Source organism: Clostridium amylolyticum (genome assembly GCF_900142075.1).
Taxonomy (GTDB): domain Bacteria; phylum Bacillota; class Clostridia; order Clostridiales; family Clostridiaceae; genus Clostridium_AA; species Clostridium_AA amylolyticum.
Map to the genome: position 1 here is coordinate 83852 of NZ_FQZO01000003.1, position 14981 is coordinate 98832.

The 14981-nt window shown below is 34.1% G+C and carries 12 protein-coding genes; 8 read left to right on the forward strand and 4 right to left on the reverse strand.

Annotation, left to right across the window (positions count from 1 at the left end):
• Positions 1-9: 9 nt before the first annotated feature.
• Positions 10-1071, reverse strand: coding sequence for an SIS domain-containing protein (locus BUA82_RS07810; RefSeq protein ID WP_073006375.1), 1062 nt, complete (start codon positions 1069-1071; stop codon positions 10-12).
• 319 nt (positions 1072-1390) lie between these two features.
• On the reverse strand, positions 1391-1732 hold the full coding sequence (locus BUA82_RS07815; protein WP_073006377.1) for a hypothetical protein: 342 nt from the start codon (positions 1730-1732) through the stop codon (positions 1391-1393).
• A gap of 362 nt (positions 1733-2094) precedes the next feature.
• Between BUA82_RS07815 and BUA82_RS07820 the strand changes: the two genes are divergently transcribed.
• Positions 2095-2649, forward strand: a complete 555-nt coding sequence (locus BUA82_RS07820; RefSeq protein ID WP_073006379.1) for a hypothetical protein — start codon at positions 2095-2097, stop codon at positions 2647-2649.
• 84 nt (positions 2650-2733) lie between these two features.
• Here BUA82_RS07820 and galE read toward each other — a convergent pair whose 3' ends face one another.
• Complete coding sequence (galE, locus tag BUA82_RS07825; protein WP_073006381.1) at positions 2734-3747, reverse strand: UDP-glucose 4-epimerase GalE; 1014 nt, start codon at positions 3745-3747, stop codon at positions 2734-2736.
• A gap of 427 nt (positions 3748-4174) precedes the next feature.
• Positions 4175-4930 (reverse strand): DeoR/GlpR family DNA-binding transcription regulator, encoded by a 756-nt coding sequence (locus BUA82_RS07830; RefSeq protein ID WP_073006383.1) that lies wholly within the window; start codon positions 4928-4930, stop codon positions 4175-4177.
• A 209-nt stretch (positions 4931-5139) separates the two neighbouring features.
• On the opposite strand from BUA82_RS07830, the gene BUA82_RS07835 reads away from it, so the two are divergent.
• The 7 genes from BUA82_RS07835 to BUA82_RS07865 all read left to right on the forward strand — a co-directional run bounded on the left by BUA82_RS07835 (position 5140) and on the right by BUA82_RS07865 (position 14952).
• A complete protein-coding gene (locus tag BUA82_RS07835; protein ID WP_073006385.1) occupies positions 5140-5820 on the forward strand; it encodes a class II aldolase/adducin family protein in 681 nt (226 codons plus the stop codon).
• A gap of 83 nt (positions 5821-5903) precedes the next feature.
• Positions 5904-7373 carry a rhamnulokinase gene (locus BUA82_RS07840; protein ID WP_073006387.1) on the forward strand — a complete coding sequence of 490 codons (1470 nt, stop codon included), beginning with the start codon at positions 5904-5906 and terminating at the stop codon, positions 7371-7373.
• Between the two features lie 216 nt (positions 7374-7589).
• The gene (locus BUA82_RS07845; protein ID WP_073006389.1) at positions 7590-9353 is read left to right on the forward strand and encodes an L-fucose isomerase; all 1764 of its coding nucleotides are present in this window, start codon (positions 7590-7592) and stop codon (positions 9351-9353) included.
• Between the two features lie 53 nt (positions 9354-9406).
• Positions 9407-10723, forward strand: a complete 1317-nt coding sequence (locus BUA82_RS07850) for an ABC transporter substrate-binding protein (RefSeq protein ID WP_073006392.1) — start codon at positions 9407-9409, stop codon at positions 10721-10723.
• 60 nt (positions 10724-10783) lie between these two features.
• Positions 10784-11671: a carbohydrate ABC transporter permease gene (locus BUA82_RS07855; RefSeq protein ID WP_073006394.1), complete on the forward strand. Its 888-nt coding sequence runs from the start codon at positions 10784-10786 to the stop codon at positions 11669-11671.
• An 11-nt stretch (positions 11672-11682) separates the two neighbouring features.
• Complete coding sequence (locus BUA82_RS07860; protein WP_073006396.1) at positions 11683-12531, forward strand: carbohydrate ABC transporter permease; 849 nt, start codon at positions 11683-11685, stop codon at positions 12529-12531.
• Positions 12532-12807: 276 nt separating this feature from the next.
• Positions 12808-14952 carry a beta-galactosidase trimerization domain-containing protein gene (locus BUA82_RS07865; RefSeq protein ID WP_073006398.1) on the forward strand — a complete coding sequence of 715 codons (2145 nt, stop codon included), beginning with the start codon at positions 12808-12810 and terminating at the stop codon, positions 14950-14952.
• Positions 14953-14981 lie beyond the last annotated feature (29 nt).

Genomic DNA, 14981 nt, shown 5'->3' on the forward strand with positions numbered 1-14981 from the left:
TACCTCTTCCTATATTGTTTTAGTTATGTATTTTGTTACTTGGGCATTTACTGCTCTTTTTAAATCACGTCCATGGTCATCTGCTAGTTTATAAGCTATTACTTGCATTGGAGTGATATATTCTAATGTGCTGAAATATTTGCTGCGAGGATTAATTTCTAGGTCTCTTTCTCCCATAGTACTATTGCCTATGATGGCACAAAAACCAATTTCATTTTTAATAAACTTTGCTATGGCTTTTGCTTTTTCTTCATCTTCGCCTTTTCTGCTTAATATAAAGAATACTGTGGAGTCATCAAAGGAGTTTTGAGGTCCATGGATAAATTCCTCCAGCTCAAAGCTTCTAGTAATCATAGGAACCATTTCCATTACCTTTATATCTGATTCCTGGGCAACTGGCCATAAGTCGTTGGTAGCTGCAACCATCATCTTGTTTCTTTTCATTAAAGAAAATTTATTTTCATAGTACCAGGAAAGGGTTTTTCCTTTAATTTCTACTAAACTTTCATATAGATTGCCAAAATCCTCAAGGAGATCTGATACTTGTTCTTCAGTAATATTGTTATATAATCGTGCAATGTCAATGCACATCATATATAAAGTAGCTACTGTAGTAGAATATCCTAAAGTACGGTAATTGTACTCTTCATGCGCACATCCCATTTCTATAGCTACATCTGCATGATTTGCAATAATGGAGTCTAAGCTTGCTGTGATGGAACAGTTTAAATAACCTAGCTTTTTTACCTTTTCCAAGGCTTCATATACTAAACGGGTAGATCCCCCTTGAGAGATTAATACATACAAAGCTTTAGGGTTTAATTTTTCAGTGTAATTTACAAAAATGTTTGGATATACGAGGGTTGCTCTTATACCGCACACATTTTCACAAAAACTCTTAATGGTAAATGCACTATTATAGGATGTGCCGCTTGCTACAAATATTATTTCGTCTATTTCGTCTTTTCTTTCTAAGTATTCCAATAAGCCGGAAAGCCTAACATCTCGTTTATTGGCTATTTCTTCTAATTTTAATGGAATTCTTTCAATACAATCCATTAATGTTACCATTTTCACACCTCCTGTTAGCATTTTCATCTTTTCTATGGTTTTATTATAAAATCCATAGCATCAAATCTCAAAAGGTATAATTGCACCATTAATAGTGCAAATTTAAAATTTACATCAAAAAATAGTGCAGTAAAACTGCACTATTATCTATTACCACACTAAGGAGCTGCCCAACCTTGAGGGGCTTCCATAATGTGGAATTGCCCCTGGGGTGCTCCTATTTTATGGAAGCACCCCAGGGGCGGATACAGAAAGTGGAAGTGGGTTGGTTATGTCTTAAAATCAAGTAAAAACTGAATAGGATATTTGAAGTTGAATTCTATTTATCATTAGAATCAATTAAGCTTTTTATTAAATTCTCATCTATACAGACTTCATCTAAGGAGATATTTTTAGGATTAGTGGTTAGGGGATATTCTTCAAGCCACAGGCTGCCATCCACAAGCTTAGGGGAGGTTATTGCTTCGTCAGGATTCTCGTCGTACACTTCCTCTAAGTCCCCATAGGGAGTCAATACAACTATTCTTCTGCAAGGCTCATCTGACTGGTCGTAAATATTAAAGAAGCTATTATAATTATCAAAAGCCTTTACGGAAGTAACTACTTTTAGATATAAGCCTAATTGTTTTGCTAAATCTTTAGCTTTGATATGGTTGTTCATAGGTTCACCTCTTTTAAATCTTTTATAAATTACTAATAATATAAAATGCAATTAAGACATTCAGCATGTTAATTAATTCATTTTTACAGTGGTATTGCATTGAAATAATCTAATATGTATTTGTAGACATTTTTAAGTTGTAACTTTAAATATTACTTATAGTGCAAATTAAGATTATTTACAGTAGTATAATATCATATATTTATAACTTTTTATAAATCTACTTTAAAGTAAGTTATTTTTAAGAGCATTTTATGTAGTAAAGCAGTAGTTACTTATAAAATACCCATGATAAATGATGATTTACAATTAATTGTATAATATAATTGTTATATACTTTAATGGTAAATAAGGGGGAAAATATGAGACATGTAATTATATTTATTGGTGGTATTGCTGCGGCCTTAGCGGTAAGGATGCTTAATAGGGATGCAGAAAAGAAAGATTTAGAGTTTGATAAAGATGGAGATATAGTGTTAAGAATGAGTAAGATTTATGATTTCTTGGGATATATGATTATTGCCTTTGGATTAATGGCAGTGGCTTTATCACAATTTGGGGCTGAATCTCCTATGGAGAGCTTGATTATAATGATCATAGGGATATTTACTATACTTATGGGGATATTTCAAATTGTATTTGTTAGAGGAATAAAGGTAATGGCTGGACAAGTTGGGATAAGGTATGTAAATTTTACTGGAAAAGAGAAGCAAATATCCTGGGATGAAATAAAAGAAATAAAGTTTGTTAAGTTTAAAAATTCCATATATATTACTTCCAATACTGAAGGTATAAGGATAAGGATGGATTTTGTGGGAGTGAGAAGTTTTATTGATCTAATGAAGGGGAAGCTTCCAGCTTCTCTTTACGGTCAGGCTTTAGACAAGTTTGAAATTCAAAGACCTAGATATAAATAAAAGCATATACCATATTATGGGTTTGCCCCTGGGGTGATGACATTATATGTCAGCACCCCAGGGGCAAACCCATTTATATCCAGTTTAATTATATCCCTTAGGATTATTGCTTTGCCATCTCCAAGAGTCTTTGCACATTTCTTCTATGCCTTCTTCTGCTTTCCAACCTAATTCTTTGTAAGCTTTGGTTGGATCTGCGTAGCAGGTAGCTATGTCTCCTGGCCTTCTTGCTGTTATTTCGTAAGGGATTTCTTTGTCGCTGGCCTTTGAGAAGGCTTCAACTATATCCAAGACACTGTAGCCTATGCCTGTGCCTAGGTTGTAGGTAACAAGGCCACTGTTAGTGCTGAGCTTTTCTAAAGCGCAAATGTGTCCTTTAGCTAAATCCACCACGTGGATGTAGTCCCTTACTCCTGTGCCATCTTTGGTATCATAGTCATTGCCAAAGACATTTAACTTAGGCAGCTCTCCTATGGCAACCTTTGTTATGTAAGGCATTAGGTTGTTTGGAATTCCATTGGGATCTTCTCCTATGGTGCCGCTTTCGTGGGCTCCCACTGGGTTGAAGTAACGCAGTATAGCCACGTTCCAGCTTTTATCAGCCTTGCATATATCTCTTAACATATCCTCTGTCATGAGCTTAGCCATGCCGTAAGGGTTAGTGGCTGAAAGAGGACTATAGTCTTCAGGTATAGGGATAATGGAAGCCTGCCCATAAACTGTAGCAGAGGAACTAAATACGAAGTTCTTCACATTATACTTTTTCATAACCTTTAAAATTATTAGGGTGCTGGTTAAATTGTTATAGTAGTATTCTAAAGGCTTTGCCACAGATTCTCCCACAGCTTTATAGGCTGCAAAGTGTATAACTGAATCTATATTATTTTCTGAGAATAACTTGTCCACCTGGTCTTCTTGAGTTACATCAATGTTATAAAACTTAACGTCTTTTCCTGTTATAGCCTTTATTCTATCCTTTACTATTTCCTTACTATTACTTAAATTATCTGCAATGATAACTTCATAGCCTTTGTTTAACAACTCTACTGTGGTATGACTGCCTATGTAGCCCATACCCCCTGTTACTAATACTGCCATTTTCATTTTCCTCCTTAGGATAATTTTTTTCATACCATAGCTAATGGCTCCTAATCTCTCACTTATTCAAGTTGCGAGATAATAAGCTCTAAGCTCCTGGGTAAGCTATTCTAAGTTTCAACTGGAGAGGTATACATTAAAGTTAATCCATTTGAAGCTAAGAATCACTTGATCTTTTCTAAATTTAACGTGTCTACATTTTATTATATACCATGGATCTATACTGATAAATATTGTAAGATATATATTATAATTTTTACTCAACTTGAAAATACTTTAAGAAAAAGTTATCTATAAGTATTTACACAAACTACTTATGAACATTTACATAAATTATTTATGAGCATTCCCGTAAATTATTTATAGAAGCATTAATTTAAGCAGGAATTTTAATTGGTAAATTTAATATGCCTTTAGTGAGAAGTTTTTAATAGATTACCTCGCAACCAGCTTGTAATATGCTATTTAGAACTTTAGCTGAAGGTTCTTTATCTGTGATTATAGCTTCTATGTTTGCAAAGGAGTCTAGTTTATAGAAATGGGAGGTGTTAAACTTGCTGCTGTCGCATAGAAGTATGGTACTTTTTGAATTTCTAATCATGTGTTGTTTTACCAGAGCTTGAGTTTGGTTGGCCTCATAGGCACCATTTTCATCTAACCCTCTGCAGGATATTATAGAAATATCTGCCTTAAAGTTATCTATAAACCCTCCGGTGAGCTCGCCTACAATGGAGGTGGAGCCAGATTTTAATTGACCACCAGCTATAAAGGTGGTGACAGAATCTAGCTGTACTAGGTCTAGTGCGGTTTTAACTCCATTAGTTACTATGGTAAGGTTATCATAGTCTTTAAGCATGGGACAAATATTGCTTACAGTGCTGCTGGAGTCTAAAAAAATGGCATAACCGTTAGAAATAAAGTCTAAAGCTAGATTACATATATAGTTTTTCTCTTTTTGATTTTCCATTTCTCTAAACATATGAGGATATTCCATGTTGTAGCTGGGAATTAGAGTTACACCGCCGTGACATCGTTTAACCATTCCTGCCTTTTCAAGTTCAATAAGGTCTCTTCTTATGGTGGCTATGCTGCAATATAGCTCTTTACATAAATATTTAGTGGAAACTTGTTTTTTAGTCTTAAGTATTTTTAATATTTCTTCACTGCGTTCTTTTGATAACATTTTTTAGTCTCCTTTAAACAATTTGAACAATTATGAACAAATTATAGCATGGTAAACGTTAAAACATCAACTAATTGTTCAAATATTCAAATTTGAACAAATTAATATATAATGAAATTGTAAACAAACTATGTGCAGAAGATAATTACTAGGTAAGAATATACTTAATAATTAAAATTCAAGTCATAATTAATTCAAGGAGAAATGAAATGAAAGATATAGAGATAAGAGAACAGATATGTGATATATGCCATAAGATGTGGCAGCAAGGGTGGGTAGCAGCTAATGATGGAAATGTCTCTGTAAAAATTGATGAAAATACTTTTTTAGCTACACCTACAGGTATAAGTAAGAGCTTTATGACTCCTGATAAAATAGTAAAGATAAATGAAAAAGGGGAAATGATAGAGGAAAATCCAGGGTACAAACCTTCTAGTGAAATTAAGATGCATTTAAAATGCTATAAAGATAGAGATGATGTGGGAGCAGTAGTACATGCGCATCCACCCACAGCTACAGGTTTTGCCTTAGCTCACAAGCATATGGATGTTTATTCACTAATTGAATGTGTAATAGCTTTAGGTTCAGTACCCATAGCACCTTATGGAACACCCTCCACAGATGAAGTTCCTAAATCCATTGAACCATACCTGCAACAGCATGATGTTATTTTATTAGAAAACCATGGAGCTTTATCTGTAGGATCAGACTTAGTCACTGCTTATTATAGAATGGAAACTTTAGAGCTATGGGCTAAGACAAGCTTGGTGGCACAGCTATTAGGTGGAGAAAAAGAAATATCTAGAGAAAACATAGATAGATTAATAGGAATGAGAAGTTCATATAAGGTAACAGGAAGACATCCTGGATATAAAAAATACAACAAGTAGCAATAAAATTTAATATAAAAGTTTGTCACTTGTCAAGTGCCTGACACCTGACAGATGCCACCTAAAGGAAGGGAGGTGCAACTATGTTAAAAAGAGTTCTTGCTTTTGACTTAGGAGCTTCCAGTGGAAGAGCCATATTAGGATCCTTTGACGGTAATAAAATTCAACTTGAAGAAATACATAGATTTGAAAATAAGCCATTGATAAAAGACAATTCTATGCATTGGAACTTGCCAGAGCTTTTTAATGAAATAAAAAAAGGCATGGTAATAGGAGAAAGTAAGGGTGGATATGACAGCATAGGGATTGATACCTGGGGAGTGGATTATGGAATTATAGATAAGGATGGAGAAGTCTTAGACAATCCAGTGCATTATAGGGATACAAGAACTTTAGGAATTATAGATGAGGTATCAAAAATTATTGGAAAAGATAAGCTATATACTCTTACGGGGAATCAGATTATGGAGATAAATACCTTATTCCAACTTTATTCAGAATACCTCACTAAGGATAAAGATTTTCATAAAGATAAGACTATTTTAATGATGCCTGATCTATTTAACTACTTATTAACAGGGGTTAAAAAAGCTGAAAAGACCATAGCATCCACTACTCAGATATTCGATCCATATAATAAAAAGTGGAACGAATATCTAATAGCGAAAGTTGGTTTAAATAAAGATATATTTCCAGATGTAGTTTCTACAGGTACTGAGGTTGGACTAGTTAAAGAAGAACTGGCAAAAGAGCTGAAGATAGAAAGAAAAACAGTTATTGCTGTATGTGAGCATGATACAGCCAGTGCTGTAGCAGCAGTACCTTCTAAAGAAGATTTTATCTTTGTATCTTGCGGTACTTGGTCACTTTTTGGTACAGAGTTAAAAGAACCTCTAATTAATGAAATGTCCATGAAGTATAATCTTACCAATGAAACAGGGATAAACAATACTACTAGATTTTTAAAAAATATAAAAGGGCTTTGGCTTATTCAAGAAACCAAAAGGCAATTTGAAAAAGAAGGCAAACATTATACTTATGATGATTTTGAAAACCTTGCCAGAGAAGCAAAAGCTTTTACTTGTTTTATAGATACGGATGATGAAAGTTTTAATCTTCCAGGTGACATGCCTTCAAGAATTAAAAGTTATGCTAAAGCTACAGGACAGTATGTTCCTGAAACCCATGGTGAAATAATAAGATGTATTTACGAAAGCTTGGCCTTTAAATATAGATATACTTACGAACAAATAAGCGAATGTACTAAAAAGCAATATAATGTGCTTCATCTGGTGGGTGGAGGATCACAGTCAAAACTACTTTGTCAGTTCACTGCGAATGCATTAGGCTTTGAGGTCATTGCAGGGCCCGTAGAAGCAACTGCCATAGGAAATATAATGGTTCAACTCATTGCACAAGGAGAAATTAAAAATATTCAAGAGGGGAGAGCCATAGTAGAAAAATCCTTTGGCACAAAAAAATATAGCCCTCTTGTAAAGGATTTCTGGGATGAGAGCTATGCTAAGTATAAAAATATTATTGAAAATAGATAAGATCCATAATTGAAAATTATTAATATTAGATAGGATTCAATTTATGTAAAAGTCATCTAATATTGGCTCCATCATTTTGCTTCATTAATATTTCATATGCTTATAGTTATGTAAAATCATTTAAAGCAGGCAATTTGTATGCTATTAAGAATAATTACAAACAGCAAATACCATAATTTATATAAGGAAAAAAACATTCTATAAGGAGGAGAGGAAATGAGTTATGCCAAAATAGGAATAAGACCTACCATTGATGGAAGGTGGGGAGGAATAAGAGAAGGTTTAGAAGAGCAAACTATGAATATGGCAAAAGTAGCAGCAAAATACCTAGAGGATAATTTAGTATATCCAGATGGGACTAAGGTTCAATGCGTCATTTCAGATACTACCATAGGAGGAGCTTATGAAGCATCAAAGTGTGCGGAAAAGTTTTCCAAGGAAAATGTATGTGCAACGTTAACTGTAACTCCATGTTGGTGTTATGGTACGGAGACTATGGATTTAGATCCTCTTACTATTAAGGCTGTATGGGGATTCAATGGTACTGAAAGACCAGGAGCTGTATATTTAGCGGCGGTAATGGCGGCTTATGCACAAAAAGGATTACCTGCTTTTTCTATCTACGGCAAGGATGTACAAGACATGGACTCTAAAGAATTGCCAGAGGATGTTAAAGAAAAGATTCTTAGGTTTGGAAAATGTGCCATTGCTGTAGGAGTTATGAAAAATAAGTCCTATGTAAATATGGGGTCAGTGTCTATGGGTATTATGGGCTCCTTCTGTGATCCGGAATTTTTTCAAAAATATCTGGGCATAAGAGCAGAATGGGTAGATATGACTGAAATACTAAGAAGAATTAATAACGAAATATATGATCATGAAGAGTATGAAAGAGCACTTAAATGGGCTAAGGAAAACTGTAAGGAAGGCTATGATCCAAATCCTGAAGATAAAAGATTAACAGCAGAAAAGAAAGCAGAACAGTGGGAATTTGTAGTTAAAATGACCTTGGTGTGCAGAGATATAATGCTAGGTAATGACAAGCTCAATGATTTAGGATTCCATGAAGAGGCTATGGGTAGAAATGCTATTGCTGGAGGATTCCAAGGTCAAAGAATGTGGACAGACTGGCTGCCTAATGGTGATTTTACTGAAGCAATTCTAAATTCATCTTTTAACTGGAATGGCAAAAAAGAACCTACGGTATTAGCTACAGAAAATGATACTTTAAATGGTGTGGCTATGCTTTTTGGAAAGCTTTTAACCGGTACTGCCAGTATTTTTGCAGATGTTAGAACCTATTGGAGTCCAGAGGCAGTTTTAAGAGTTACAGGTAAGAAACCTACAGGATTAACAGAAAACGGTTTTATCCATCTGATAAATTCAGGCTCAGCGGCACTAGATGCAGTTGGTCTTTCTAAGGATAAAGATGGTAAAAACTGTATGAAAAAATGGTGGGACATGACTGAAGAGGATATTAAGGCATGCACAGAAGCTACAGACTGGTGTCCTGCTAATCTTGGTTATTTTAGAGGAGGTGGATATTCTTCTCACTTTAGAACTCAAAGTGAAATGCCGGTGACTTTAATTAGAGTAAATATAGTTCAAGGCATAGGCCCAGTGCTTCAACTAGCAGAGGGCTACACTGTAGTTTTAGAGGATGAGATACATAAGATATTAGACGAAAGAACAGACAAAACATGGCCTACAACTTGGTTTGTACCTAGATTAGGAGCTAAAGGCTTTGAAGATGTGTACAGTGTGATGAAAAACTGGGGAGCAAATCATGGAGCCTTTAGTTATGGACACATTGGTAAGGATTTAATTACTCTAGCCAGCATGCTTAGGATACCTGTTTCACTTCACAATGTTGAAGATATAGATATATTTAGACCTCATAGCTTTGCAGCTTTTGGCACTAAAGATTTAGAAGCTGCAGATTATAGAGCCTGCAATGCGTATGGACCTTTATACAAATAACTGAAGTGACGGGTTTTTAAAATGAAATTTAAAAATGATGTGGAGGAAGAAAGATGAAAAAAGTATTAGCTTTGGTACTTGCATTAACAATGAGTGTTGGTTTAGCTGGTTGCGCAGGAAAGTCAAATTCCAGCGCTGACAAAGGAAAAGATGAAAAAATAAAAATTAGACTATTAACTAGAATGGCAGGAACAACAAACCAAGTAAAGATTTTTAAAGACATTGTAAAAGACTTTGAAAGCAAACATCCAGATGTAATGGTGGTGGATGAATCTCAAGGAGATGAATCAGCTTTTAATAACAAACTAAAAACAGATTTAGCTTCAGGAACCCTTCCAAATATATTTAGAATTCAAGGGGTTGCTAACCTTGGAGAATACATTAAGAGTGGATTATTAATGGACATGGACCCTATATTAAAAGAAGATGCTAAGTGGGGTGGCGGATTTACAGAAGGAGCTTTAAGCTACTATCAGGTTCAAGGCCATAAGGGTACTTATGCAATACCTATGGAGTCTGGATTAATAGGTGTATATTATAATGAAGAATTATTTAAACAAGCAGGTATAGAAAAGTTCCCAGCAACTTGGGGAGAATTAAAAACTGCTATAGAAAAGCTTAATGCAATTAAAATTAAACCTATTGCTTTAGGAGCTAAAAGCACTTATATGGCTGGACATCTTCATGACCAAATATTCTATAAATGGATGGGAACTGAAGCAGCTAAAAAGCTAGGTTCAAGGGAAATGAAATGGACAGATCCTGAAGTAGTTAAAACCTTAGGTTTTGTTAAAGAATTAAATGATATAAATGCTTTTGGTAAAAACGTTGCTGGTATCAGCGATGATATAGTATTAACAGAATTTCTTCAAGGAAAAGCAGGTATGATTATCACTGGACCTTGGAATATGGGCAAATTTACTAGTGAAAAAGATACTAAATATACTAAATCAATAAAAGTTGCTAAATTCCCTTCTTTTGAAGAAAAACCACAGTTTAAAGATAATGATATGCAGATATTAAGCCCATACATGGTTAACGGAAAGCTTCAAGGAAAAGAAAAAGAATATACTATAGAACTTGTTAAAATGTTAACTTCAGCTGATGCAGCAAAGAGATTTGCTGAGGAATCACAGTTCTTAATTCCAAGAAAAGATATAAACATAGATAAAACAAAAGTTTCAGAATTATTCTTAAAGAATGTAGACTTAGGAGCAACATCCACAGGTATTGCAGTAGACGTGTTTGACTTTGATCCACTTCCATCTATGCAGGATAGAACTAGAAACTCTATAGTTAGTATGTTTGTTGGAAGTACACCAGAAAAAGCTGCACAAGAAATACAAGCTGAAATAGATAAAGCAAAATAAAATTGTTGTGGGTTCCAGAGATTTTGTCTCTGGAACTGCCTTTAAAAAGGGGGGACTAACTTGATACATTTGAAGACTAAAAAAGATAAGTCAAAACTACTACTTTTCTTGTTACCGGCTTTAATAATTTATGTTGTATTTCTAATAATGCCAATGTTTGGAGCTCTTTATTTCTCTATGGCGGATTGGAACGGAATTTTAGGCACGCCAATTAAGTTCGTAGGACTTCAAAACTATTTATCTGTTTTTAAAGATCCTGGTTTTATACTATCCTTAAAAAACATGGGCAGAATGGTGTTTTTTAGCGTACTTTTCCATACTCCTATAGCATTGCTGCTTGCGGTGGCTATAAATACAAAGTGCAGAGGATATAGATTTTTTAAAGTAATGTATTTTGTTCCTACTATATTCCCACTTACAGCTATTGGACTTCTATGGTATTTCATATTTATGCCTAATGGCTCTTTAAATAGTCTATTAGAAATGGTTGGACTAGCAGAAATGGCAAAAGGATGGCTTATAGATTCTTCCACTGCTATGAATACCATAATATTCGTAAATATATGGGCAGGTATCGGTTATTACATGGTTATATTAATTGCTGGATTAACCACTATCCCAGATGAAGTTTATGAAGCGGCTGCCATTGATGGAGCTACATCCGCAAAAAAATTCTTCTATATTACTATTCCTATGTTAAAACCTATTTTAAGCATGTGCGTACTCATGGACATAATTGGTACTGTAAAGGTTTTTGACCTGATATTTGTAATGACAGAAGGGGGACCTAATGGACTAACCAATCTTCCTACTACCCTTATGTACTATGAGGCTTTTAGATACGATAATTACGGAAGAGGTAGTGCTATTGGGGTTATAATTTTAGTAATTGCTTTAGTTCTTACCATAGGCAGTGATTTTATCATGGATAAAAGAAAAGATAGTTAGGAGGGTGAAGGATGAAAGGAAAAAAGAGTAATGTTAATAATAGATGGTCAGGAAAAGTTGGATTGTATGTATTTTTGATAGTTATGTCTTTAGCATTTATTTTTCCAATGCTATTTACCTTGGTTTCTTCTTTAAAAGAGAATAATGAAATATTCAGCTCACCCTTTAGCTTGCCAGAAGTTTTTAGATATGAAAATTATGTAATAGCTTGGAAAGAAGCTAATATGAGCAGATATTTTTTAAATAGCCTTATGATTTCTATGTCCACAGTTATAGTTCTAGTTATAGTGGCTTCTATGGCAGCATATGTACTAGCAAGATTTGATTTTAAGATAAATAAATATCTTTCTATATTCTTTCTTTTAGGCATGATGATACCTATGCATACTATACTTGTACCTGTGGCATACCTGGTAGGAAAATTAGGACTTAAGAATAACCTAGTGGCTCTAGTGCTTATTTATGTAGCATTTTCCTTGTCTTTTAGCATATTCGTGCTTACACGTTTTATGAAGGGAATAAATATGTCCTTAGAAGAAGCAGCTATTATAGATGGAGCAGGATATTTTCAGATATATACAAGAATAATATTGCCTTTGTCAGTACCTGCTATATCTACAGTATCTATTTTTAATTTTCTAGGTGCATGGAATAACATCTTATTCCCACTATTATTTATAAATGATGATAAGTTAAAGCCTATTTCCTTAGGACTTCTTAACTTTAATGGTGAAAGAGGATCTGAATATGGTCCTTTAATGGCAGCCATAGTAATTACCGTGTTTGTACCTCTTGTAATATATCTTTTATTCCAAGAAAAGGTTGAAGGCGGCTTAGCTGCTGGAGCGGTAAAAGAGTAAATTAAGATAAAGATTAGAATAATATTATACATGGCCAATTAATTTGAAAAGAATAAAAAGTCTGTTAAGGAATGAATGTAATTAAGTTTTAAATGGTTTAAGAAACATATCATATATATTTTTGAGGAAAGTACATGAATTAGAAGACAAGCTTACTAAATATGTGGAAAAGGGCGGCAAGGTTATTGGCATATATAAATCCCTCTTAAAATATATTGATGTGTATCTTTCCAATAAAGTTTATGATAAAAGTATATTATCGTGGAGGATTTAGATATGAATGAACTAAGATATAGACAAGTACATTTAGATTTTCATACCAGTGAGTATATTCCTATGGTGGCTCAGGAATTTGACGCAGAAAAGTTTGCAGATACTTTAAAAAAAGCAAATATCGACTCCATTACCTGCTTTGCAAGATGCCATCATGGATGGGTGTATTATCCTTCAAAGAAAACACCGGAGCTTATACATCCTAATTTAGTTAATAAAAATCTTTTATTAGAACAAATTGAAGCTTGTCATAAAAATAATATAAATGTTCCCATATACACCACAGTTCAGTGGGATGGGCATGTAGCAGAAACTCATCCAGAATGGTTATGCGTAGATGAGAATGGTGAGTTTATCAACAGCCAAAATATACCAAAGCCTCATTTTTACTATACTATTTGTTTAAATAGCGGCTATAGGCAGTATTTTAAAGATCATATTCAAGATATCATCGATGTGGTGGGAATAGAAAATATAGATGGTTTCTTTATGGACATACTGTTTAAAGTGGACTGCAATTGCGAGCATTGCATTAGTAAAATGCAAGCCTTAGGCTTTGATCCAAAGGTTAAACATGAAAGAATTGAATATTCTACAGTGATGGTGGATGAATTTAAAAAGGAAATAACAGAGTTTATAAAAGAGAGGGTTCCTAATGCCGGTATTTTTTATAATAGTTCACATATAGGACCTAATAATAAAAGAAGTCTCGATGATTATACTCACTTAGAGTTAGAATCTCTTCCTAGCGGCGGCTGGGGCTATGACCATTTCCCAGCCACTGTTAGATATGCTAGGAATTTAGGAAAAGATATACTAGGGATGACAGGTAAATTTCATACCTATTGGGGGGATTTTCATTCCCTTAAAAACAATGCAGCATTAGAGTTTGAATGTTTTAATATGCTAGCTTTAGGGGCTGGTTGCTCCATAGGAGATCAACTCCACCCTAGTGGCAAGCTATCTAAAGGAGCTTATGAATTAATAGGATCAGTTTATGAAAAGGTTAAAGAAAAAGAGTCTTATTGCAAAGGTGCAAAGGCTATTCCAGAAATTGCAGTATTTACTCCAGAAGAGTTTTACACTTTTAAGGAGCATGATTTAGGTATTCCTCCAGCTTTAATAGGAGCGGTAAGGATGCTTCAAGAATTATCTTATCAGTTTGACATCATAGATAGCAGTTGTGATTTTGATAAGTATAAATTATTAATTTTACCTGATGACATAAATTTTAGTGCTAAATTAGAAGATAAGCTTACTAAATATGTGGAAAAGGGCGGCGAGGTTATTGGCACCTATAAATCCCTTTTAAATAATGAAAGCAAAATCAGCAGCTTATATGGAATTTCTTATGAAAAGGAATCTGACTACTATAGAGATTTTATTTTACCTAATGAGGTTATAGGAAAGGATTTATACAAAGAAGAGTATGTTATGTATTTAAGAGGTATGGAAATAAAGGCTCAAGAAGCCGAGATTTTAATGCATTCTGTACAGCCTTACTTTAATAGAGAAGGGAAAAAATTCTGTTCTCATCAACATACTCCATCCTCAGGAAAGCTTGGCTACCCAGCTGTAACCAAAAAGGATAATGTTATATACTTTTCCCATCCTATATTTAGAATTTACCGCAAAAACTGCGCTAGATGGTGCAAGTTAATAATGAAGGATGCGTTAGAGCTTCTTCTCAAAGATAAGCTAATTACTCACAACGGACCATCTACAATAATTACAGCTTTAAACACTCAGAGTTATGATAAGCTTAAGGAAGAGCTGGGGACTGAAACTGCAGAAGCTAAGCATGTAGTTGGAGTTGTAAGCAACGATGATATAGAATCAGCAAGTGCTGAAACTACACAGGTTAAGCATGTAGGCTTGGACAATTACCATAATGACAGCTGCAACCACAGGGATATACTACATGTTCTGCACTATATAACAGAAAAACGCTCAGAAGATATTTACACCATAGAAGATATTATCCCTCTTTATAACTTAGAATTTAAAATATATGTAGGCAGCAAAAACATAAAGTCCGTGAAAAAAGTCCCTTCTCTTGAAAGTATTGATTTTCAAAAGCTGGACAACTATATAGTATTTAATTTAGACAAAATAGAAGGACATAGTATGGTTTCTATAGAATATTAATTAACATGAATAATAATTTACAATTGATG